The following is a 21,701-nucleotide window of genomic DNA, read 5'->3' as shown; positions in this document are numbered from 1 at the left end:
TGCAAAATGGGGTCATCTCTGGTAAGATAAGTGTTTGAACGATTCAAAAAAGGCAGGTATTGCGACGATGATAAGCACTCAGAACGTGACGCTGCGCTACGGTAAGCGCGCACTGTTTGAAGATGTATCCATTAAGTTTACCCCAGGTAACTGTTACGGCCTCATCGGTGCGAACGGTGCAGGGAAGTCTACCTTCGTGAAGATCCTCTCTGGAGAGATCGATCCGACGAGTGGTCACGTTTCGGTGACACCGGGCGAGCGTATCGCTGTATTAAAGCAGAACCACTTTGAATTCGACGAATTCGAAGTGCTGAAAACGGTCATTGTGGGTCATAAGCGCCTGTTTGAGATCATGGAAGAGAAAACAGCTCTCTACATGAAAGAAGACTTCTCCGAGGAAGATGGCAATCGTGCATCTCAACTCGAAGGCGAATTCGAAGAACTGAACGGCTGGATGGCAGAAGCAGATGCGGCTAGCTTGCTGATCGGTCTGGGTATCCCGACTGACTTGCACGACAAGCTGATGAAGGACCTCTCTGGTACGGAGAAGGTACGTGTTCTGTTGGCACAAGCGCTGTTTGGTAATCCACACATCCTGTTGCTGGATGAGCCTACGAACCACTTGGACATCGAGTCGATTCGTTGGTTGGAAAACTTCCTGGCAGACTATGAAAACACAGTTATCGTTGTATCCCATGACCGTCACTTCCTGAACAAGGTGTGTACGCACATCGCGGATATCGACTTCGGTAAGATTCAAATGTACGTGGGTAACTACGACTTCTGGTACGAATCCAGCCAATTGGCACTGAAAATGGTTCGTGATCAGAATAAGAAGAAAGAAGAAAAAATGAAGGAACTGCAAGAGTTTATTGCGCGTTTCTCTGCCAATGCTTCCAAGTCGAAGCAGGCGACTTCGCGTAAAAAGCTGTTGGAGAAAATTACGTTGGATGACATTCGTCCTTCCAGCCGTAAGTATCCTTTCATCAACTTCAAGCCAGAGCGTGAAGCGGGTAAAAACCTCGTAGCAATCGAAGGCTTGAGCAAGACGGTTGAAGGCGAAAAACTGTTTGAAAACCTTCACCTCACCATTAACAAAGGGGACAAAGTTGCTTTTGTCGGACCGAATGAGCTGGCGAAAACGACTTTCTTCCAAATTTTGATGGGCGAAGTTCAAGCAGACAGCGGTTCTTTCGAATGGGGCGTTACCACTTCCCAAGCGTACTTCCCGAAAGATAACGCTGAGTACTTCAATTCTGACTTGAGCCTGGTTGACTGGCTGCGTCAGTACTCCAAAGATCAAGACGAGACATTCATTCGTGGATTCCTCGGTCGCATGCTGTTCTCGGGAGATGAAGCACTGAAAAAGGCGAACGTATTGTCCGGGGGAGAAAAAGTTCGTTGCATGCTGTCCAAGATGATGCTGGCAAGCGCCAACGTATTGATCATGGACGAACCGACGAACCACTTGGATCTAGAATCCATTACTGCCTTGAACAACGGCATGATCGAATTCGACGGTACGCTTCTGTTCGTATCTCATGACCACCAGTTCGTACAAACGATTGCGAACCGGATCATTGAGTTCACGCCGAAGGGTGTCATTGATAAGATGATCACATATGATGAGTACCTCGAGAGCGATGAAATCAAGCGCCTGCATGAAGAGCATTACGCGTAAGCTTGATCCACATAGAAAAAGCCCTTGGCTTCGCACAAACCGTGCTGAAGTTCAAGGGCTTTTTTCTCATGATGGCGAAGAAGTGGTGTCCTCCACGAACTCGACTTTGCTGAGGAACGCTTCCTTGCTCGAAAAAATAACGCGCTCTTTTCGCGGGGAAGTAAAGAACACGACGATATACTGGTCATCGATGTATTCTACCGTGCCTCGTTTTTTCGGTCTTTGTATAGTTTTCACGGGTTTATTCAACCACTCGTTCATCTTTTATTCCTCCTACCAGGCTTTCCCTTTCATTATACCAAGATTAGAGACGATGCCCAATGACATGTGCAGTTATGGCAATGCGAAGCAGCATTTGATCATGTCCATTTTCTGCGTTCAATCCGGTCCATTCCCGGATCAGCTGGATGCGGTACTTGATTGTATTTTTATGAACATATAAACGACGCGCGGCTTCCGCGTAATTACCATCTGCTTGCAAAAACACTTGCAAGGTTTGCAAAAGCTGTCCGTTCTTTTCGCGATCATAGCTTTGGATTTTGCCCAGACATTCATCCGCAAACGCTTGGGCTTCTGTCGCAGGATCATCTGCGTACATGATTCGCTCGAGCCCTAAGTCTTGGTAGCTTTTGAGGCTAAGAGAAGAGACGTCGACATGGTTTGCAGCATGTAGAGCGGATCGAAAGCTGATCAGTGCTTCCCTATAACTACGAACGATACCTTCTCGTTCAGGATGATAGCGCCCAATTCCTACAAAGACATGCTTGTCCATCTGTTTGGTGATCGTTTTCAAGCACTGTTCTTGTAGCCATTGCGGGAGCGATTCAACAGGGGCATGAATATAGAATGGTACGAGCAAAAGGATGCGATTTTCCTGATCCAATCCATACAGAATCGCTTCATTTGAGGATAAAAAGCTGTGCAACGCATTCAGAAGGTGATGGTTTTCTTGCCAAAGTTCGATGCTGGTTTTGTCATGGGGTGAGGAGCTTAGGATCATCGCGATATAGTGATCGGAGAACTCCCAGCCGACTTCATCCGCCTTTCGCATGAGCATTTCGTCAGAGACGATCTGGCCACTGACGAGTTGTTGCAAGAAATCATTGCGAAAACGCTGAAATGTTTCCTGGATGGCTCGTTGCCGCTGTATCTCAAGGGACAGGAGGGCAGCACTTTGCTCGATGGCGACTTTTTCCCACGCGTATAAATCACGCTCCCGCTGTCCAATCATGATGGCTCCCTGCACAGTTTGGTCGTGGAGAAGCCACCGAACATGAACCCCTTCTTTTTGTCTGCGAAGAGGCTCTTGTGTTAATCGAATCGGGGCGCGCTGACCGTAGAGCTTGCCTAATGAATCATCGAGTGGGAGCGGAGCAAGAGAAGAATCCCATTTCCATTTGTGCTGGGGGACATGGATGGAGACAGGAGCATCAAGGATATCGGAAAGTAAATCTGTCAATGTAGAAATCGGCGCTCCTCCCGTTAAATAGTGATGAAACCGTTCGTAGATGGCATGGGTCCTGTCCAGCTCGATGCGCTGTTTGTCATTGATGTATTGAACGACTGGCACAATGACATCTGACCAAGCTTTATCCATCGGAAAGGACAGGATGGGAAATGCCTTTTGCGTAGCGTGGGTGAGTACGGCTTCAGGAAGGTCCTCAATGTATCGACCTAATTTGATGGCAAGCCCCGGGGTGCCTATGGCGACTAGCTCATCGATGAGCGTAATCAGCCGTTTCGTACATGTTTTTTGCTGTGAGAGAAATGGAAAGCCTGTCGTCAGGACGAATTCACCAGCTCGCAGCCACCTGTGGCCATCTGGAGAATCAAACGAAGTAACACCCAGCAGTTCATTTTCTAAGGAGGACGCGCCTGCAAGCACTGACGATTCATCAAAGCCACCCACCTGTATGAGCTCACGGACAGTAATCATTACGCTCACCATGCCTTCATCATCTTTTAGCTACTTGCACAAAACCCCGTCCTTTTTTCTAGCCAAGGGAACAAAGGAGATATTTGAATTTTTCGATAATACTAATGTACATGTCCAGGATGTGTACAGGCAATGGGACAAATCGAACAAACTGGGGGGAGTCGCATGAAAGCGAGAGATTGGCTAGGGGTACTGCCGTTCATAGGGATGCTGGGAGGAATTCCGTTTGTGAATCGGGTTGAACCTTACTTATTAGGCATGCCGTTTGTCCTATTTTGGATCGTCCTCTGGGTTGTCTTAACTTCCGTTATCATGGCATTCCTCAACAAAATCGACCCTGCTACGAAGGAGGACAGCCAATGAATATCGCCTTAATCATTATTTTTGCCTTTCTAGTGCTGTCCTTCTACTCTGGTATTCGTGCACAAAAAGGGAAAGACATGAATATGGAACAATGGACCGTTGGCGGTAGAGGATTCGGTTCGATCTTTATTTTCTTGCTGGTAGCGGGTGAAATTTATACGACATTCACCTTTTTGGGGGGCAGTGGTTGGGCGTACTCCAAAGGGGCACCTTCCTATTACGTTCTCTCATACATTTCTCTCGCGTATGTCATTTCCTACTGGCTCTTGCCGCCAATTTGGAAGTATGCCAAAGAGCATAAGCTAGTCTCCCAATCTGATTTTTTTGTAAGCAAATACAATAGTCCGATACTCGGTATTTTGGTCGCAGCGGTCGGAGTCATTGCGATTATTCCGTATCTCGTCCTTCAATTCAAAGGCTTGGGAATCATCGTATCAGAGGCTTCCTATGGCTCGATTTCGCCAGCTGCTGCGATATGGATCGGGGTCATTGCTGTGACGATTTACGTCATGATCTCAGGGATTCACGGCTCGGCTTGGACGGCTGCCATTAAGGACATCATGATTTTCTTTGTCGTCGTTTTCCTCGGGCTTTACCTTCCGTTTCATTATTACGGGGGCATCCAGCCGATGTTTGAAGCCGTACAAGCCTCCAATCCTAGCTTCTTGACTTTCCCTGAAGAGGGATTAAGCATTTCCTGGTACATTTCTACGGTACTGGTCACGGTGTTTGGATTCTACATGTGGCCACATACGTTTGGCTCTGTGTTTTCGGCGAAAAATGCAAATGTGTTCCGCAAAAATACGATCATGCTGCCGCTCTATACCTTGATGCTGCTGTTTGTGTTCTTTGTCGGCTTTACCGCGATTCTGCAAGTGCCCGGTTTAAAAGGGGCGGACGGCGATTTGTCCTTGCTCCGTCTCTCCTTGCAAACATTCGATCCGTGGGTGGTCGGGATCATTGGAGCAGCAGGCTTGCTAACTGCGCTTGTACCAGGCTCGATGCTATTAATGACAGGGGCGACGCTCTTGGCGAAAAATGTGTACAAAGTCATGGCTCCTCACACATCTGACGCACAAATTGCTCGGATTGCCAAATGGTTGGTGCCTGTCATCTCGTTGATCTCGCTGTATTTTGCAATGAGTGGGGGAGATACGCTCGTAACGCTGTTATTAATGGGCTACAGCTTGGTCACACAGTTATTTCCGGCATTGCTTTTCAGTCTCCCTGCCAAGCCGTGGGTGAATAAGTACGGTGCGTTTGCCGGGATTTTATGTGGGGTGTCAACCGTTGCGTATGTAACGGTTTTCCAAGTGACGATTGCGACCGTGTTCCCGAATTGGCCAGCGGTTGTCAAAGACTTGAATATTGGTGTTGTGGCGTTGCTAGTCAATCTCGTCGTGATGTTCACGGTGACGTTTGTGACGAGGAATCTATTTGCACTCAATCGTCATACAGCAAATACAGAAGGGACACCAACTCTTTAATACTTATTTTCTAAAGGAGGCAGTTATATGGCAGATATCGTTTTTCTCAATGGACAGGTGATCACGGTAGATCAAGAGAATCGGGTGGCAGAAGCAGTGGCAGTCAGAGGGAATCGCATCCTTGCTGTTGGGTCTGGTGAAGATATGAAACAGTTGGTTCAACCACATACAACCGTCATTGATTTGCAAGGGAAAAGTCTATTGCCCGGCTTCATCGATGCTCACCTCCATATTACGATTTACGGTACGAACAAGCTTGGGGTCGATAGCAAAGCGAGAAGGATCAGGTCGATTGATGATCTGCTCAACGCACTGAAAGAACAAGCGGAAAAAACACCAGCAGGCGAATGGGTGAGGGCATGTGGTTTCGATGAAAATCTCATGGTCGAGAAGCGCTATCCGACGCTTGCCGAACTGGATGAAGTGACGACAGACCATCCTGTTTTTGTAATGAGGACGTGCGCTCATCACTCTGTCGTAAACAGCAGAGCGCTTGCCATAGCGGGTTACAACCGAGACACACCCGATCCCCAGGGTGGACGTATTGATCGTGATGCGGAGGGTGAGCTAACCGGATTCCTCATCGAAACGGCACATATGAACATGTTTGAAAAGGCTGCCTTTACGGAAGCAGAGTACATGGAAGGGCTGCGATTGGCTTCGGAAGACTTTGTTGCTGCGGGCATTACGAGTGTTCATGATGCGGGAGGATACGGTCCAGAGAACTACCGGGCGATGCAAAAAGCGGTACAGGAAGGTGGCGTGAAAGTCCGCATCTACGCAATGGTATGTGCGCTGAATCAATCCGATGATTTTGTCCGAAAGATGATTGATGCGGGGTTGGTAACGGGTACGGGGAATGCTCGCTTCCGTATCGGACCAGCGAAAGTTTTTACAGATGGGGCAAGCATCGCGCCCACGATGGCCATGCGTGAGCCGTTCACCAGCCGACCAGATGATTGCGGAATTCTCTACTACGAACAGGACGAGTTGAATACCATTTTGGGAGAGGCACATGCACGAGGTTTTCAAATTACCGCTCATGCTCAGGGAGATCGAGCAATTGACATGCTGCTGACATGCTTTGAAACGGCATTAGAAGCACATCCGCGCGAGAACCACCGACATCGAATTGAACATGCTGGTGTATCTGCGCCTGATCTGTTGGTGAGAATGGCTCGACTAGGTGTCGTACCCATTCCGAATCCTGCTTTTATCTACGATTACGGCGATTCGTATGTGAATAACATCGGAGAACGCGTCGGGCATATGTTTCCGGCGAGGGATCAGTTCGACGCGGGGATCATTGCGGCCGGAGCGTCGGATAGTCCCGTGACTGATTTCAATCCGCTGATCGGGATTCATGCTGCCGTTAATCGGTTGAGTAAAACAGGTCTGGATGTGGGGAGCAATCAAAGGGTCAGCATCATGGAGGCGATTCGCATGTTCACCTGGAATGGAGCGTACGCCAGTTTTGAGGAGGGGATCAAAGGGAGTATTGAAGTCGGGAAGCTGGCTGATCTCGTGGTGCTGGACGGCGATATTTTGGCAACCTCTACTGATCGCATCAAAGAGCTGCGCGTAGACAAAACGATGATAGATGGGGAGTTCGTCTATCAACGCCAAGATGAGGAGGTTCTACAAGCATGAACGTAAAAGCGAGAAAGCTTGCGATCAATGAAGAACGGTTGCAAAAACGAATCGAGCAATTGGCGCAAATCGGGAAAATAGGGGAAACGGGTGTATGTCGACTCGCTTTGTCTCCGGAAGATCGGGCGGGCGTAGAGCTGGTGCGTAGCTGGATGGAAGAAGCAGGTCTTCAGACGCGGATCGATGACTTTGGCAATTTGATTGGTTGTATGGCAGGGAAGGATGACCAAGCACCGATCTTGATGATTGGCTCTCATATCGATTCGCAACCATACGGCGGTCAGTACGATGGTGTGATCGGGGTATTGGGCGGACTGGAGGTTGTCCAGACGTTGAATGAACAAGGGATCATGCCGGCACAGCCTATTGAAGTCGTTGCGTTTTGTGACGAAGAAGGATGCCGGTTTCAAAAAGGACTGTTTGGTTCCAAAGGCATTCTCGGAATGCTGGACCCTATGGATTTGGAGAGGACGGATAAAAACGGAATCACACGAAGGCAGGCACTGATTAATTTTGGCTGCGACCCTGATCGCTTGGAAGCGTCGATTTATCCAAAAGAAAGCATCGGTGCTTATCTGGAGCTGCATATTGAGCAGGGGCCGATCCTAGATGATGCGAAAGAGGCGATTGGAATCGTGTCTGCGATATCAGGGCCTTTGTGGTGGACAGTCGAGCTAACTGGCTTTGCTGGGCACGCTGGTTCCGTACCGATGCCGATGCGAAAGGATGCACTGGTCGGAGCGGCAAAAGTCATATTGGCAGTGAACGAGCTGGCAAAGCTCGATCCACAAGCGCCAACAGTCGGTACAGTCGGTCACTTGGAGGTTTTCCCGGATTCGCGCAACATCATTCCGGAGCGGGTGCGTTTTTCGATTGATTTGCGGGATATCGATTTGCAGCGTCGCGATGAGCGTGAACAAGCATTGCGCGAGGCGATTGAGCTAGCTGCTGTAGAAGGTGGATTGCAATTTACGATCACTGAAGATACAAATAGTGACCCGCGTTATTGTGCAGAGTGGATAAAGGCAATCATGCATGAGGAGAGTAGCAAGCTCGGTGCCTCTGTACGCGAACTGATGAGCGGTCCTTTCCATGATGCTTTGGCGCTCTCATACGTCTGTGATTACGGGATGATTTTTGTCCGCTGCAAGGACGGCATCAGTCATAATCCGCAAGAATACGCAGCCTATGAAGACGTGGCATTGGGAGCAGAGCTGCTCTACAAAACTGTTTTGCGGATGAGCACCAGCCAATAATAGCGAGAGTCGCCCATCTACGTGGATAGGCGACTTTTTTCATACAGCCAATGGCGAGACTTTACAGACTGTTTTTGATATATTTTAGTCTGAGAGGTTCATTTCACGATGGAGAAAGGAAGAATGGCATGAAAATGCGTGTTTCCGCTGTGCAGTACCATCTGCATACCATACATAGCTTTGAAGACTTCGCCAATCAAGTTGAGCACTACGTGAAAAACGCGCAAGAGTACGATACAGAATTTCTCCTATTCCCGGAGCTCTTTACGACTCAACTCATGTCAATCGGAGACGAGCAGGGCAATGCGCTTCCGATTACCGCATTGCCGTCATTCACTGACCGATATGTCGAGCTGTTTCGTTCTCTCGCTGCCAAATATGAGATGTATCTGATTGGCGGAACGCACATCATCGAGGAAAACGGCAAGCTCTATAATACGGCTTTTCTGTTTTACCCAGATGGACGTGTAGGCCAGCAGAAAAAAATCCATATCACGCCATGGGAAGTAAAAGGCTGGAACATGGGGGCTGGCGACTCGCTGCAAATCTTTGAGACCGACAAAGGGAAGGTCGCGATGATTATTTGCTACGACATCGAGTTCCCTGAGTGGGTGCGTATTGCCAAAGCGCGTGGTGCAGACGTCATTTTCTGCCCATCCTGCACGGATGACCGCCACGCATTCCACCGCGTACGTTATACCAGTCATGCCCGGACGATTGAAAATCAGGTGTATGTCGTACTGACTGGTACCGTAGGCTCGTTGCCGACAGTTGATTTCATGCGTGCGAACTTCGGACAAGCGGCGATCTTGACGCCAAACGATGTTCCGTTTCCTCCGCGAGGCATTCTTGCTGAAGGGGAGGTTAACCACGACATGATGGTAACCGCTGACTTGGATATCCAACTGCTATATGACGTGCGGGAAAAAGGCTCCGTAACAACGTGGCGCGACCGCCGCACCGATTTGTATACAGACTGGAAGTAAACATTTCAGCGTGATCTAGACAGCAGGAGGATGAATATGTACAGAAAAGAGCTGTATGTATTTGAAGGGGACAAGCCACGCAAAGCCGTTATTCGCAACTACAATCGCTCAGACTTTTTCGAATTGATCCAAATACAGGCGGAGAGCTTTCCCCCACCGTTCCCATCTGAGCTATGGTGGAATCAGGAGCAGTTGACGAACCATATTACGTTGTTCCCGGAAGGCGCCATTTGTGTAGAAGTGGATGGTATTTTGGCAGGTTCGATGACAGGGCTGCTTGTGAAGTTTGATCCGGCCCACCCTGAACATGAGTGGGAGGATGTCACCGATGGCGGTTATATCCGCAATCACGATTCACAGGGGGACACGCTGTACATTGTGGACATTTGCATCCGTCCGAGCTTCCGCAAGCTGGGATTAGGTCAACAGATGATGCAAGCGATGTATGAGCTGGTAGTACAAAAAGGACTGCGTAGATTGCTCGGCGGAGGTCGGATGCCAGGATATGGACGTTATGCAGACCAATGGACACCTGAGCAGTATTTGGAGCGTGTTCTGACAGGGGAAGTAAAAGACCCGGTGATTACATTTCTCATGCGCTGCGGTCGCACGCCTGTTCAGGTCGTGGCCGATTATTTGGAAGATGAGGAATCCCGCAACTATGCGACACTCATGGAATGGAAAAATCCATTTCAGCAGCATCTGTAGGGCGTTTTTCCGACACACTCAATCGAGAGGGGATATGACTGATGGAATTCGTACGTATTCAACATATTGACAACCCGCTGTTTGCGAAAATGCACCGTTTGATGCAAGAGGTTTTCCCACCTGAGGAAGTATTGGCGTACGACCTGTGGAGAGAACCGCTGGAAGATCCGGGCATTCGCGTATTTGTCGCTGTCCATGAAGGAGAAGTTGTGGGCGCTACCGAATACCGTTACTACACAGACATGAACGTAGCGATGACAGACTTCACGATCATTGGTCGAGAAGGACTCGGAGTGGGACGATTCCTCGCCAGAGAACGTCAAAAGGACCTACTCGCTCTGGCTGCTGAAAACGGCAAGGAGCTGTACGGGATGTTTGCAGAAATCTATGACCCGTACCGTGTGGAAGAACACAGCTTTGGCGGCATCAAGCCAATGGACCCATTTGTACGCCGTGAAGTGCTCTCCCATTTAGGCTACAAACGCACGAACTTTACCTATGTACATCCATCCTGGCAAAATGACGGGGAAGCGGTATCCGGACTCGATCTGGGCTTCATGCCGACAAACGAAGAGCAAACGAAGCTCGAAGCAGATCTGATCGTTACTTTCTTGAAGCGTTATTACGCCGTACTTCCACAGAAGCCGCAGGCATGGCTCGACATGGTGAAAGACTTGGAGAGCAAAGAAACGGTGGAGCTTCTTCCTATCTAATCGAAAGACATCGAGAATACACTCTCCTGTGGAGTTATGATCAAGGCTCCACGGGAGTTTTTCGTAGATGGCAAGTCAGATTATTGCGAAAAATAAACGCCTTATGAAGAGGGATTTACAATGAAAATCATCACACTATGCGGGTCTACAAAATTCAAAAAGGAATTTGAGCAGGCGAATACGTATTTGACGCTCCAAGGAAACATCGTGATGAGTGTAGCTTTTTTCGAACAGAGCGAGGGCTTTGAGATATCGCAGAAGCAAGCAGATCTCCTCACAGACATTCACTTACGAAAAATCGATTTGTCTGACGAGATTTTTGTCATCGATGTAGAGGGCTATATCGGAAGCAGCACAAGCAAAGAAATTGCGTATGCAAAAGAAAAAGGGAAGTCGGTTCATTACTACTCCACGAGCGGGATAAACGAGAAAGTGATTGCCGCATTCTTTGGCTAACCAGAAAAAAACAGAGGTGAACCAGGTGAAAGCTCAAAATCTAGCATCGATCTTCCTTTACATAGCCGTCATCTTTCACTTGCTGGGAATGAGTGGCTGGACTTCTGCAAAGTTGGCACAACCAATCGAACTCGTCATCCTCGCGTTGATGCTCCTGTCCATTTTCATTTTACGGAAAAAGAAACGAAATAAGCGTCGGGCAAGAAGACCAGCGCCGGAAGTAGCAGTCATGCTTGAGCATGCCGAAGAAGGAGAGCCAGGCAAATGATCCATGACATCCACATTCAGGCGATTCTGGACGCTTCCCACGACGGGATCATCGCGGTCGATCGGGATTCCATTATTATCGGGGTTAATAAAAACGCGATGGAAATACTCGGTCTGCCAGGCAATATCGTTGGACAAAAAATTACCCGTTATATTCCCAATTCAGATATGCTGAGAATTTTGGCAACGGGAAAAAAAGAGATAGGGGACATCGCAACGATCCTGAATCGACAAATTATCATCAACCGTTTGCCGATTGTCGTAGATGGGGAAATCGTTGGAGCGGTTTCCACCTTTAAAGAGATCACCGACATTCAAAAAATGGAGATGCGCATTCGTAAGCAGAGCATGGAGAGCGGCTTGGAAGCCAAGTTCCGTCTGGAGGATATCGTTGGAGAATCTCCTGCGATCCGAGAAGCGAAGGAATGGGCGGAAACATTTGCACGGACAGATGCGACAGTTCTCATACAGGGGGAGACTGGAACCGGCAAGGAATTGTTTGCCCAAGGAATTCATTTGAGTAGCCAGCGTGCAACCGGGCCGTTCATCCCGGTTAACTGTGCGGCTCTCCCCGGCAATTTACTGGAGAGCGAGTTGTTTGGCTACGAGGAGGGCGCTTTTACCGGCGCGCGAAAAGGTGGAAAGCCCGGGCTGTTTGAATTGGCCCATGGAGGCACTCTGTTTCTCGATGAAATCGGAGAGATGTCGATCCCGATCCAAGCGTTGCTCTTGCGTATTTTGCAGGAGAAAAAAGTGCGCAGAATCAGCGGGGAGCGCATTGTCCCTGTCGATGTGAGAATCATCGCGGCAACGAATCGGGATTTGGAACGACTGGTAGAGGAAAAGCAGTTTCGCTCAGACCTGTATTTCCGCTTGAATGTGTTGACGCTAGAGTTGCCTGCTTTGCGAGAGCGGATTGAAGATATTCCGCAATTGGTGGCATCAATCATTGGAGAAATCAAGGAACGGGAAAATAAAAGGCATCTGAAAGTGGAGGAAGCTGTTTTCCACGTTCTCAAACAATACGACTGGCCAGGTAACGTACGAGAGCTGCGCAACGTGGTGGAAAGAATGGTCTTGCTTTGTAAGAATGAAGCTCTCAGTAAGGAGGACACAGCTTTTTTTGCCAAGAAGCTGTATCAGCGACAATCTGACAGAGACCAAGAAGAGAGAGAAGCAGAAGTCATCCGAAAGGTTTTGGCGGAAACGAAGGGAAACAAGGGAGAGGCGGCGAAAATTTTGGGAATGGATCGGTCCACGCTGTGGAGAAAAATGAAGCGCTACGAAAGGTTGTAGAAATTGATGCAATTGCAACATCTGTGATGCATGTTTGCAACAGAATGACTCCGTTAATTGTTTAATTTACAGAAAATTAAAAACATATTCATTTGGCATGGTAGTTGCTTATTTAATGGATGACACCACACATACGACTTTTACGAAGAGGCGAGGAGAGAGCATGACAGCACAACCGATTATTCGTGTAGAAAATGTCTCGTTTGCCTATCAGGTGAACCAAGATCAACAAATTCCTGTCCTGCAAAATGTCTCCCTTGAAGTGTTTCCAGGAGAGTATGTCGCCATCATCGGTCATAATGGGTCCGGTAAGTCAACGCTGTCTAAGCATCTCAATGGAATTTTGACCCCAAGCGAAGGCGATGTCATCGTTAACGGAATCAACACGCGTGAAAAACAGCGAATCCATGAAGTGAGGAGTCGTGTCGGGATGGTTTTTCAGCATCCTGACAATCAGATTGTCGCGACGATTGTAGAGGACGATGTGGCCTTCGGACTGGAGAACATTGGAACATCAGCAGAAGAGATGAAAACACGAGTTGATTTTGCCCTGGAGGCAGTAGGGATGAGTGCGTTTCGCCATCGACCTCCTCATCATTTGTCTGGCGGACAAAAGCAACGGATCGCCATTGCCGGGATACTGGCAATGAAGCCACAATGCCTTGTCATGGACGAAGCGACGAGTATGCTGGACAGCTACGGTAGACGGGATATACTGGCAGTCGTTCGCAAGCTGCATCGCGAAGGAATGACGATCGTCACAGTTACTCATCACATGTCAGAGGTAGTCGAGGCAGATCGCGTCATCGTGATGGAGGGCGGTAAGATCGTATTGGAGGGTACTCCGCGTCAAGTATTTTCCCATCAGGAAAGACTTCGCGAGCTTCATCTGGATGTTCCAGACGCGAGCCGAATTGCTCATCTCGTTCACTCCGGACATAGCGAATTTTCACGTGATCTCATTCATATTGGGGAAGTTGTCGCGGAGGTTAATCGTGTATACATCAGACAAGCGGAGGCGAGTGGTTCATGACGCAACCGATCGTACATGTGGAAAACCTTTCCCATGTCTACATGCAGGGAACGCCCCTCGAACATCGGGCTCTCGACCAGGTGAGCATTCAGGTGGCGGAGGGCGAATGCTTGGCGATTATCGGTCATACAGGATCGGGAAAGTCGACGTTAATCCAGCATTTTAACGGCCTAATTCGCCCGCAGTCCGGTAAGGTCATCATCAATGGTATGGACGTATCTTCACCCAAGATCGATATTCGTACGTTGCGCAGACAAGTAGGATTGGTCTTTCAAAACCCGGAGGATCAACTGTTTGAAAAACTGGTCGGTGATGATGTAGCCTACGGGCCATTTCGGATGGGGCTGCCGCTAGAGGAAGTGAGGCGACGTGTTCAATGGGCGATGGACTTGGTCGGCCTCTCGTTTGAGGAGATGAAAGACCGTCCGACCTTTGCCTTGAGTGGCGGGCAGAAGCGCAAGGTGGCATTGGCTGGCGTTCTTTCCTTGCAACCCAAGGTTCTTGTTCTTGACGAGCCAACAGCAGGGCTTGACCCGCGCTCTCGTCTTGAGCTATTGGATCGCATCCGCCGTCTCAATCGTGAAGAAAAGCTAACGGTCATTTTTGTCTCACACAATATGGAAGAGGTCGCCAAGCTTGCTGATCGTGTCTACGTCATGGCAAACGGCCAATCGGTCTGCGAAGGGACGCCACGACAAATTTTTGGCAATCAAGAATTGCTGCGGCAGCATCACATCGGCACACCGGAATCAGTTGATATTTTATACAGACTCCGTGAGCAGGGCTACAGCATCGATCCTAGTGCTTTTTTACCCGAAGAGACGGCGATGGAAATCTTGAAACTGATGAACCGCTAAGGAGGGGGTCCACATGTCAGCAGAATTTGAATTGACGCGTAATATTACCATTGGTCAATATTTGCCCACTGCTTCGGTCGTTCATCGTCTCGATCCTCGTTTCAAGCTTGGTGCTTTTGTCATCCTCATTTTAGCGATTGCCATCTGCGATACATACGTGGGTAACCTGTTTGCTTTAGCCATTTGTATCTGGATGTTTCAAATCTCGAAAATCCCCCTGCATTACGGCATTTCCGGGATTAAGCCCGCTATCCCCTTTATCATCATTTTGGCGATCATGCAGCTGCTTTTTTACGGCGAGGTTGTCAATGGTGGAACCGTTTATTTGAAATACGGCTTCATCACGATCACGAGTGAGAGTGTACGCCTGGTCATTGTGTCTGCCATGCGTTTTGTGGAAGTGATCTTTTTATCGAGTGTCCTCACGCTCAGCACTTCTACGACGGAACTGACGCACGGAATGGAGCGGTTGCTGGGGCCTTTGGAAAAAGTAAAGTTTCCGGTTCATGCGTTTGCCTTGATCATCACGATTGCTGTGCGCTTTGTGCCTACCTTCGCGATGGAGATGGAAAAAATGATGAAAGCACAGGCATCCCGTGGTGCGGATTTCGGTACAGGAGAATGGTGGCGGATCATCCAGCGAACAAAAGACATGTTTCCCATCATCATCCCATTATTTAATGTCGCGCTCTCCAGAGCAGAGGATTTGATTTTGGCAATGGAAGCCAGATGCTACACACCAGGAGCTGCCCGGACCAGATACACCGAATACAAGGCAGTAGGAAAAGATTACGCCGCGCTGATCGCATGTATTGTCATTTCAGCCGTCATGCTAGCCATACCATGGTAAGGAAGACTAGCGGGAACTCGCCCAAGTAGGGCATTCCACATAAAACTCGTAAAAGGAGGAGTATGCATGGAAAAAGGCTTGACCGTTCGTAAGATTGTCATTGCAGGCGTCCTGGGCGCGATAGCGATTTTGCTCGGGGTGACACGTCTCGGCTACATTCCGGTCCCGACAGCAGCGGGCAATGCCACCATTATGCACATCCCGGCTGTCATCGGGGGCATTATGGAGGGCTGGGGCGTTGGTATGATCATTGGCCTTATATTTGGTGTCTCTTCTTTCTTAAATGCCACCGTTCCGCTTTTTAAAGACCCTCTTGTAGCTATCTTGCCACGTTTGTTCATCGGAGTGACTGCTTACTTGACCTATGTCGGATTGAAAAACGTCAATCAGTACTTGGCGATTGGCGCCGCTGGCTTTATTGGGGCGATGACAAACACGATCTTGGTACTGGGCATGGCCGTCATTCGAGGATACATGACACTCGGTGTAGCGACAACAGTCGCGATCACGAACGGCTTGCCAGAAGCAATTGTTTCCGTCATTGTTACATTGGCTGTCGTTGCAGCTTGGAAGAAATTGGGCTCAGCGGGCAGACAAAAATCAAAAATTTCAGGAGACTTATAATGACCGGAACGATTGTTGACGTACCCGGCGTTCTTGTCGGGCATGCACAAAACGAAGAAACATTGACAGGATGCAGTGTGATTGTGCTGGAAAAGCCGTCTGTTTGCGGCGTGGATGTCCGGGGTTCTGCCCCGGGCACCCGCGAGACGGACCTCTTGGACCCTGTCAATTTGGTGAGTGTCGTCCATGCGATTTGCCTTTCAGGCGGCAGTGCATACGGGTTGGATGCAGCTACAGGAGTCATGCAGTATTTAGAGGAACAAGGCATCGGACTGGATGTTGGCTATGGTGTCGTTCCTATTGTTCCTGCGGCAGTCTTGTTCGATCTGGCAGTCGGCGACTATCGGGTTCGTCCGGATCGTCAAATGGGCTATGAGGCAGCGCAGGCAGCGAGTCGTGAGACGGTCGCGCAAGGAAATGTCGGTGCTGGTACAGGTGCGTCAGTAGGCAAGCTGAATGGATTTGGGAATGCGATGAAGAGTGGTTTGGGCACAGCTTCTATGACTTTGCCCAATGGACTCGTCATAGGCGCTATCGTCGCGGTAAATGCGGTAGGTCATGTCGTAGATCCGCAGTCAGGGACGATCCTCGCCGGGCCAAGAGATGAGCAGGGAACCATTCGGGATAGCGTGGATATAATGCGCCAGCAAGCTTTTGCCCCGATTCCTCCTGGTACGAATACGACGATTGCTATAGTCGCGAGCAATGCCCGCTTGTCCAAGACGGAAGCAAATAAAGTAGCGCAAATGGCTCACGACGGGCTCGCCCGTACGATCCGGCCGATCCACACGATGTACGATGGCGATACGATTTTTGCTGTGGCAACAGGCGATATAGAGACGAGTGTAGACTTGGTTGGCACGTTGTCCGCGGATGTGCTGGCAGAAGCCGTCATACAAGCGGTTAAGCACGCAGAGGAAGCAGGGGGACTGCCATCTTATCGTAGTTATTTCCAGAAATAGGTGTAACATAATTGGATGCAGAGGAGAGGATTGTCGGATGAATCAGGTGATATCCTTTGTTGACGAGCAGGAAGTTGTGCGCCTAACGCAGGAGCTAGTTAGAATTCCGAGTGTGTTTCGCCCCGATCAGGCAGGAGCGAATGAAGAGCGAGTCGCGCTATTTGTCGCCGATTATCTTCGCAACATGGGTTTGCAGGTCTTCTATGAGGAGGTTGTTCCAGGCAGACCGAATGTCATCGCTTTTTACGATTCGGGCAGGCCTGGCAAAACACTTCTGTTCGAAGCCCATACAGATGTCGTAACAGAAGGGGATCGGGATGCTTGGAGCTACGACCCTTTTGGCGGGACATTATCTGGTGGACGTATCTACGGACGTGGCTCCTGTGACACAAAAGGAAATCTGGCTGCGGCGATATGTGCCGTCAAAGCCATCCAGCGATCGAAACAGTCTTTTACAGGCAAAATCCTCCTATGCATCCCTTGCGATGAGGAGAGCATGATGATCGGGATCAAAGATTTCATCCGTCGCGGCTGGGCCAACAACGTCGATGCGGCGATTATCTGCGAACCGGAAGAAAACCAGCTCTGCATTACACAAAAAGGAGCCATGCGAGCAATTCTTCGTACGTTTGGCAAGATGGCGCATGGAGCCATGCCACTGACGGGAATCAATCCGAACACAAGGATGGCACGCGCCATTGTGGCATTAGAGGAGCTGGAGCGCAAGGAAATGGCTCGTCTGGGAGACCATCCGATGTTGGGGTGGCCGAGTATCACTCCGACGATTTTGCAGGCTCCGGTCAAAGGAGACGCCCAAATCAACGTCGTCCCTGATCAATGCATGACCACGCTTGATATTCGCACGGTACCCGGGCAAGACCATCAAGAACTATTCAAGGAAATCATGGACATATTAGATGAATTAAGCAAAGACGATGACAAGTTCAAAGCCACCCTAGAAGTAATTGAAGAGCGTCCTTGGACTTTGACTGGTATGAAGGAAGAAGTCGTGACTGCCGTCGCAAGCGCCTATCGGGAAATCACGAAAAAAGAACCCGTATTTAATGGCGTCCCAGGAGCAACAGATGGAACCTTCCTGCACAAGGCCGGCATTCCGATTTTGACGACAGGCGCAGGCGATCGCCACATCCCTCACCATGCAGATGAGTACGTATCTATTGACCAATTGGTAGAATCCACCCAGCTTTTTGCCTTGTCTGCATTGACGTTTTTGACGCAGCCGGTGCGAGCTTGATCACCTGCAAAAGAACTCTGCTTACGCTAGCGGCAGAGTCTTTTTATTCTCACTAAAGAAGTTTTCTTAGTAAAAACTTGCAGAATCCATCTAAATTTTTTTACAATAGGTTTGTTACATAAGCGAAAAGGAGGCACGTGCCCATGAATATGCGCTGGAATTTGAACGTCTTGTATTCCTCGTTTGATGCGCCGGAATGGAAACAAGATTGGGAGAAGTTAGTACGAGAAATGGAAGAGATCAAAGGCTGGGCAGTGCAAAACTTGCAATCTTCAGAAGATGCAGTAGCGAAGATGGAGACATACATAACGATGATGACCTCCGTTCTGCAAACGCAGTTCCGTTTGTACGCCTACGGAGAGCTGACTGCCAGCGTCGATGCCAAAAATGAAGCAGCACTCCTCTCGATTGAAAAAGTACAGAATCAGGCAGTTGAGTTGGTTGAACCAGGCGTACAGTTCCAGAAGTGGCTAGGAACGTTGAGCAACTTGGACGAGTTGATTAGCCAGTCGGAGCTGTTAGAGACACATCGTTTTATGTTGACAGAAATGTCAGATAAGAGCAAATACATGCTCAGCGAAAAAGAAGAAATCATCCTGGCAAAGATGAAAAATACAGGGTCAAATGCATGGACAAAGCTCCATGAAATGCTGACTTCCACATTGCTCGTAGACATTACAATCGATGGGGAGCACAAACAGCTTCCATTGCCAGTGGTGCGGAACATGGCGAACGAAAAAGACCCGCAGCTTCGCAAAACGGCATACGAGGCGGAGCTTGCCGCTTACAAAAAAATCGATGAAGCTGCTGCTGCCAGCTTGAATGGTATTAAGGGCGAGGTTATTACCGTAGCGAAGCTCAGAGGATATGAATCGCCGCTGGATAAGACGTTACAAGACTCCCGCATGGACCGCGAGACACTCGAAGCAATGCTTCAGGCGATGCGTGAGAGCCTGCCATCCTTCCATAAATACTTCCGTACAAAGGCGAAGCTGCTCGGCCATGAGAGCGCTCAGTTGCCATTCTATGATTTGTTTGCGCCAGTGGGTGAGGCAGACATGCGGTTCTCGTATGAGGAATCCCGTGACTTCATCGTGAAGCACTTTGGTAGCTTTAGCGAAAAGCTCGCCAACTATGCAGCACGAGCTTATGACAACCAGTGGATAGATGCTGAGATTCGTGAAGGCAAGCGTGGAGGGGCATTCTGCTACAACCTGCACATCGTAGGGGAGAGTAGAATTATGTCCAACTACACAGGCAGCTACAACGATGTGAGTACAATGGCACATGAATTGGGACATGGCTACCACGGAGAATGTCTCGTAGATGAAGCATTCCTCAATAGCGAATACCCGATGCCAATCGCCGAAACCGCGTCCATTTTGTGTGAAACCATTATTGCCAATGCAGCGCTTGAACAAGCGACTTCCGAAGAAGCATTTGCGATTTTGGAAAACGATATTAGCGGAGCGAGTCAAGTGATCGTCGATATTTATAGCCGTTACTTGTTCGAGACTGCAGTATTTGAGCGCAGAACAGAAGGTGGCTTGTCTGTTTCCACTCTGAACGAACTGATGCTGCAAGCGCAAAAGGACGCTTACGGAGATGGTTTGGATCCGGCAGCTCTACACCCGTACATGTGGGTATGCAAACCGCACTATTATAGCGCGGACTACAATTTCTACAACTTCCCGTATGCTTTTGGGCTTCTGTTTGCGAAAGGCTTGTACGCAGAGTATCTCAAGCGCGGGGAAGCATTTGTTGAGCAGTACGACAAGCTCTTGTCCGTAACGGGCAAAATGAGCGTTGCAGATGTAGCAGCGATCATGGATGTTGATGTACGCTCAGTTGATTTCTGGCGGAATTCACTCTCTTTGGTTGGAAAAGATATCGACAAATTCGTTGAGCTCGCGTCTGCTCGCCTGAAATAAATAGGAAGAACGTCCGCTATGTCATTGGCGGACGTTTTTTATTCATGACGTAAAGCGTTTTTGTACGCATAGGGAACAGAAGGGAAGGAGAAAGTAAGAAAAAATAGATGAGGTGATAACGTGGTAAACGGATTGCAGTTACTCGACCTACTACGGGAAACGGAGAACAAGATGCTGCATTTACATAGAGCCATCGACAGAGTAAGCAGCGAGCCTGATTTCAAGGAGTCTGTCAGTGTTCTTACCGTAGTCGTACGTGATTACCAGCTTCAGCTCGACAAAATGAAACAAGCGTTGGGTAAAATCGAAATCGGAGGGCAACAACAGCAACAGCAGGCCCATAATACCGAAATGCACTAAGTGAAAGAACGACAAACAGCCCTCGAACTGCTGCAAAAGGCAGATAGGGCTGTTTGTTTGCTTTATGTGCAGGAAAGCTTACTGGAAATTAGCGTAACGTTTAACGCCATAAAACGGGTAGAGCTTATGCATGTATTCGACTTTACCATAGCGAACATCTTCGCCATTTGCATGCACGATTGCCCCATTACCCAAATAGATTGCTACGTGAGACACGCGTCCTTTTCCAAGCGAATCGTAGAACAAGAGGTCACCTGGCTGAGCTTGATCTAGTGACACTTCTTGACCGCCACGGAATTGTTCTTCAGAAGTGCGCGGAAGTGTAACCCCAAGCTGTTCAAAAACGTATGAAGTAAAGCCACTACAATCAAAGCCATTCGGTGTAGTTCCGCCTAAGACGTATGGTGTCTGGAGCAAAGGCTCAAAAATTTCCGTCATTCGGCCCAGATCTTCTGCATTTACCTCGGCAGGTAGCGAAACCGCAGATGTAAGATTTGGACTTAGGAACTCTGTAGCAACGTATGCTTCATCATCTTCAAATTCGATTTTCGTCCATTCACTGCCTGTTTCTACGACTTCTACAATCGAACCGAATCTCAGCTTGCCTAACACTTTTGCATCAGTCGTTGGCTTTTTACGCACATTCAGCACGTCGCCAGTGACGCGGGCTTTTTCACCAGCGGTTAGTTCTTTAGGCTCAGTGGTAGCGTTATCATTCTGATTGACAGCTACATCGGAAGGAATGTCAGACGTAATAGAACCAGAATTGTTTGCCCCATGAATAGACAAAGTTTGTCCAATTGACAATCTATCATCATTCAATTGGTTCCATTGAATGATTTGATCCACTGTTACCTGATGCTCGCGAGCGATCTTGCTCAACGTATCACCTGCCGATACCACATACGCCGATGAGGAAGCATGGGCAGCAGTAGGCAGCAGAGTGAAGAGGGCGAGGAAGGTGAGTAGCCTCGAAGTCTTTTTCATGTCATCGTCTCCACCAATCTACTAAAATCTGCATATCTAGCTA

Annotated in this window: 22 protein-coding genes; 19 read left to right on the top strand and 3 right to left on the bottom strand. The window is 48.9% G+C overall.

Features of this window, described 5'->3' with window-relative positions:
• The first annotated feature begins 67 nt into the window (after window positions 1–67).
• On the top strand, window positions 68–1,681 hold the full coding sequence (locus C7R93_RS03255; RefSeq protein WP_106837769.1) for an ABC-F family ATP-binding cassette domain-containing protein: 1,614 nt from the start codon (window positions 68–70) through the stop codon (window positions 1,679–1,681).
• Between the two features lie 66 nt (window positions 1,682–1,747).
• On the opposite strand, the gene C7R93_RS03250 is transcribed toward C7R93_RS03255, so the two are convergent.
• Both C7R93_RS03250 and C7R93_RS03245 read right to left on the bottom strand, forming a co-directional pair.
• The gene (locus C7R93_RS03250) at window positions 1,748–1,942 is read right to left on the bottom strand and encodes a hypothetical protein (RefSeq protein WP_106837443.1); all 195 of its coding nucleotides are present in this window, start codon (window positions 1,940–1,942) and stop codon (window positions 1,748–1,750) included.
• Between the two features lie 43 nt (window positions 1,943–1,985).
• On the bottom strand, window positions 1,986–3,629 hold the full coding sequence (locus tag C7R93_RS03245; protein ID WP_106837442.1) for a PucR family transcriptional regulator: 1,644 nt from the start codon (window positions 3,627–3,629) through the stop codon (window positions 1,986–1,988).
• Between the two features lie 153 nt (window positions 3,630–3,782).
• On the opposite strand from C7R93_RS03245, the gene C7R93_RS03240 reads away from it, so the two are divergent.
• The 18 genes from C7R93_RS03240 to C7R93_RS03155 all read left to right on the top strand — a co-directional run bounded on the left by C7R93_RS03240 (window position 3,783) and on the right by C7R93_RS03155 (window position 20,671).
• Window positions 3,783–3,980, top strand: coding sequence for a DUF3311 domain-containing protein (locus C7R93_RS03240; RefSeq protein WP_106837768.1), 198 nt, complete (start codon window positions 3,783–3,785; stop codon window positions 3,978–3,980).
• Entirely contained in the window at window positions 3,977–5,467 is a 1,491-nt protein-coding gene (locus C7R93_RS03235) for a sodium:solute symporter family protein (protein WP_106837441.1), read from the top strand. Before C7R93_RS03240 ends, C7R93_RS03235 begins: the two co-directional genes overlap by 4 nt.
• 27 nt (window positions 5,468–5,494) lie before the next feature.
• Window positions 5,495–7,117, top strand: a complete 1,623-nt coding sequence (locus tag C7R93_RS03230) for an amidohydrolase (protein WP_106837440.1) — start codon at window positions 5,495–5,497, stop codon at window positions 7,115–7,117.
• Window positions 7,114–8,373, top strand: a complete 1,260-nt coding sequence (locus C7R93_RS03225; protein WP_106837439.1) for a M20 family metallo-hydrolase — start codon at window positions 7,114–7,116, stop codon at window positions 8,371–8,373. Before C7R93_RS03230 ends, C7R93_RS03225 begins: the two co-directional genes overlap by 4 nt.
• A 128-nt stretch (window positions 8,374–8,501) precedes the next feature.
• Entirely contained in the window at window positions 8,502–9,359 is an 858-nt protein-coding gene (locus C7R93_RS03220; RefSeq protein WP_106837438.1) for a carbon-nitrogen hydrolase family protein, read from the top strand.
• 36 nt (window positions 9,360–9,395) lie between these two features.
• Window positions 9,396–10,067: a GNAT family N-acetyltransferase gene (locus C7R93_RS03215; protein ID WP_106837437.1), complete on the top strand. Its 672-nt coding sequence runs from the start codon at window positions 9,396–9,398 to the stop codon at window positions 10,065–10,067.
• A gap of 41 nt (window positions 10,068–10,108) precedes the next feature.
• On the top strand, window positions 10,109–10,780 hold the full coding sequence (locus C7R93_RS03210) for a GNAT family N-acetyltransferase (RefSeq protein ID WP_106837436.1): 672 nt from the start codon (window positions 10,109–10,111) through the stop codon (window positions 10,778–10,780).
• 120 nt (window positions 10,781–10,900) lie between these two features.
• Window positions 10,901–11,236: a DUF4406 domain-containing protein gene (locus C7R93_RS03205; RefSeq protein ID WP_106837435.1), complete on the top strand. Its 336-nt coding sequence runs from the start codon at window positions 10,901–10,903 to the stop codon at window positions 11,234–11,236.
• Between the two features lie 25 nt (window positions 11,237–11,261).
• Window positions 11,262–11,504 carry a hypothetical protein gene (locus tag C7R93_RS03200; RefSeq protein ID WP_106837434.1) on the top strand — a complete coding sequence of 81 codons (243 nt, stop codon included), beginning with the start codon at window positions 11,262–11,264 and terminating at the stop codon, window positions 11,502–11,504.
• On the top strand, window positions 11,501–12,799 hold the full coding sequence (locus C7R93_RS03195; protein WP_106837433.1) for a sigma-54 interaction domain-containing protein: 1,299 nt from the start codon (window positions 11,501–11,503) through the stop codon (window positions 12,797–12,799). The genes C7R93_RS03200 and C7R93_RS03195 overlap by 4 nt, the downstream gene beginning before the upstream one ends.
• Before the next feature lie 163 nt (window positions 12,800–12,962).
• Window positions 12,963–13,832 (top strand): energy-coupling factor transporter ATPase, encoded by an 870-nt coding sequence (locus C7R93_RS03190; protein WP_106837432.1) that lies wholly within the window; start codon window positions 12,963–12,965, stop codon window positions 13,830–13,832.
• The gene (locus C7R93_RS03185) at window positions 13,829–14,689 is read left to right on the top strand and encodes an energy-coupling factor transporter ATPase (RefSeq protein WP_106837431.1); all 861 of its coding nucleotides are present in this window, start codon (window positions 13,829–13,831) and stop codon (window positions 14,687–14,689) included. Before C7R93_RS03190 ends, C7R93_RS03185 begins: the two co-directional genes overlap by 4 nt.
• 13 nt (window positions 14,690–14,702) lie before the next feature.
• Window positions 14,703–15,539 (top strand): energy-coupling factor transporter transmembrane component T family protein, encoded by an 837-nt coding sequence (locus tag C7R93_RS03180; protein WP_106837430.1) that lies wholly within the window; start codon window positions 14,703–14,705, stop codon window positions 15,537–15,539.
• A 66-nt stretch (window positions 15,540–15,605) separates the two neighbouring features.
• Window positions 15,606–16,163 carry an ECF transporter S component gene (locus C7R93_RS03175; RefSeq protein ID WP_017248213.1) on the top strand — a complete coding sequence of 186 codons (558 nt, stop codon included), beginning with the start codon at window positions 15,606–15,608 and terminating at the stop codon, window positions 16,161–16,163.
• On the top strand, window positions 16,163–17,125 hold the full coding sequence (locus C7R93_RS03170; RefSeq protein WP_106837429.1) for a P1 family peptidase: 963 nt from the start codon (window positions 16,163–16,165) through the stop codon (window positions 17,123–17,125). Before C7R93_RS03175 ends, C7R93_RS03170 begins: the two co-directional genes overlap by 1 nt.
• A 37-nt stretch (window positions 17,126–17,162) precedes the next feature.
• The gene (locus C7R93_RS03165) at window positions 17,163–18,380 is read left to right on the top strand and encodes a M20 family metallopeptidase (protein ID WP_106837428.1); all 1,218 of its coding nucleotides are present in this window, start codon (window positions 17,163–17,165) and stop codon (window positions 18,378–18,380) included.
• Window positions 18,381–18,523: 143 nt separating this feature from the next.
• On the top strand, window positions 18,524–20,311 hold the full coding sequence (locus C7R93_RS03160) for a M3 family oligoendopeptidase (protein ID WP_106837427.1): 1,788 nt from the start codon (window positions 18,524–18,526) through the stop codon (window positions 20,309–20,311).
• A 120-nt stretch (window positions 20,312–20,431) separates the two neighbouring features.
• On the top strand, window positions 20,432–20,671 hold the full coding sequence (locus C7R93_RS03155; protein ID WP_106837426.1) for a hypothetical protein: 240 nt from the start codon (window positions 20,432–20,434) through the stop codon (window positions 20,669–20,671).
• 78 nt (window positions 20,672–20,749) lie between these two features.
• Here the strand turns inward: C7R93_RS03155 and C7R93_RS03150 are convergent, their stop codons facing one another.
• The gene (locus tag C7R93_RS03150) at window positions 20,750–21,658 is read right to left on the bottom strand and encodes a C40 family peptidase (protein WP_106837425.1); all 909 of its coding nucleotides are present in this window, start codon (window positions 21,656–21,658) and stop codon (window positions 20,750–20,752) included.
• Window positions 21,659–21,701 lie beyond the last annotated feature (43 nt).

Origin of the sequence: Brevibacillus fortis (assembly GCF_003013395.1) — a bacterium.
Taxonomy (GTDB): Bacteria; Bacillota; Bacilli; order Brevibacillales; family Brevibacillaceae; genus Brevibacillus; species Brevibacillus fortis.
The sequence above is the reverse complement of the archived record's forward strand: the minus strand, read 5'-3'. Positions and strand labels throughout refer to the sequence as shown.

Excerpts from the sequence above, each read along its gene's own strand:
- C7R93_RS03175 (WP_017248213.1), top strand. The coding sequence starts at position 15,606 with ATGGAAAAAGGCTTGACCGTTCGTAAGATTGTCATTGCAGGCGTCCTG.
- C7R93_RS03195 (WP_106837433.1), top strand. The coding sequence starts at position 11,501 with ATGATCCATGACATCCACATTCAGGCGATTCTGGACGCTTCCCACGAC.
- C7R93_RS03180 (WP_106837430.1), top strand. The coding sequence starts at position 14,703 with ATGTCAGCAGAATTTGAATTGACGCGTAATATTACCATTGGTCAATAT.
- C7R93_RS03230 (WP_106837440.1), top strand. The coding sequence starts at position 5,495 with ATGGCAGATATCGTTTTTCTCAATGGACAGGTGATCACGGTAGATCAA.
- C7R93_RS03150 (WP_106837425.1), bottom strand. The coding sequence starts at position 21,658 with ATGAAAAAGACTTCGAGGCTACTCACCTTCCTCGCCCTCTTCACTCTG.
- C7R93_RS03160 (WP_106837427.1), top strand. The coding sequence starts at position 18,524 with ATGAATATGCGCTGGAATTTGAACGTCTTGTATTCCTCGTTTGATGCG.
- C7R93_RS03245 (WP_106837442.1), bottom strand. The coding sequence starts at position 3,629 with ATGGTGAGCGTAATGATTACTGTCCGTGAGCTCATACAGGTGGGTGGC.
- C7R93_RS03185 (WP_106837431.1), top strand. The coding sequence starts at position 13,829 with ATGACGCAACCGATCGTACATGTGGAAAACCTTTCCCATGTCTACATG.
- C7R93_RS03220 (WP_106837438.1), top strand. The coding sequence starts at position 8,502 with ATGAAAATGCGTGTTTCCGCTGTGCAGTACCATCTGCATACCATACAT.
- C7R93_RS03235 (WP_106837441.1), top strand. The coding sequence starts at position 3,977 with ATGAATATCGCCTTAATCATTATTTTTGCCTTTCTAGTGCTGTCCTTC.
- C7R93_RS03225 (WP_106837439.1), top strand. The coding sequence starts at position 7,114 with ATGAACGTAAAAGCGAGAAAGCTTGCGATCAATGAAGAACGGTTGCAA.
- C7R93_RS03165 (WP_106837428.1), top strand. The coding sequence starts at position 17,163 with ATGAATCAGGTGATATCCTTTGTTGACGAGCAGGAAGTTGTGCGCCTA.
- C7R93_RS03170 (WP_106837429.1), top strand. The coding sequence starts at position 16,163 with ATGACCGGAACGATTGTTGACGTACCCGGCGTTCTTGTCGGGCATGCA.
- C7R93_RS03255 (WP_106837769.1), top strand. The coding sequence starts at position 68 with ATGATAAGCACTCAGAACGTGACGCTGCGCTACGGTAAGCGCGCACTG.
- C7R93_RS03240 (WP_106837768.1), top strand. The coding sequence starts at position 3,783 with ATGAAAGCGAGAGATTGGCTAGGGGTACTGCCGTTCATAGGGATGCTG.
- C7R93_RS03210 (WP_106837436.1), top strand. The coding sequence starts at position 10,109 with ATGGAATTCGTACGTATTCAACATATTGACAACCCGCTGTTTGCGAAA.
- C7R93_RS03250 (WP_106837443.1), bottom strand. The coding sequence starts at position 1,942 with ATGAACGAGTGGTTGAATAAACCCGTGAAAACTATACAAAGACCGAAA.
- C7R93_RS03205 (WP_106837435.1), top strand. The coding sequence starts at position 10,901 with ATGAAAATCATCACACTATGCGGGTCTACAAAATTCAAAAAGGAATTT.
- C7R93_RS03190 (WP_106837432.1), top strand. The coding sequence starts at position 12,963 with ATGACAGCACAACCGATTATTCGTGTAGAAAATGTCTCGTTTGCCTAT.
- C7R93_RS03215 (WP_106837437.1), top strand. The coding sequence starts at position 9,396 with ATGTACAGAAAAGAGCTGTATGTATTTGAAGGGGACAAGCCACGCAAA.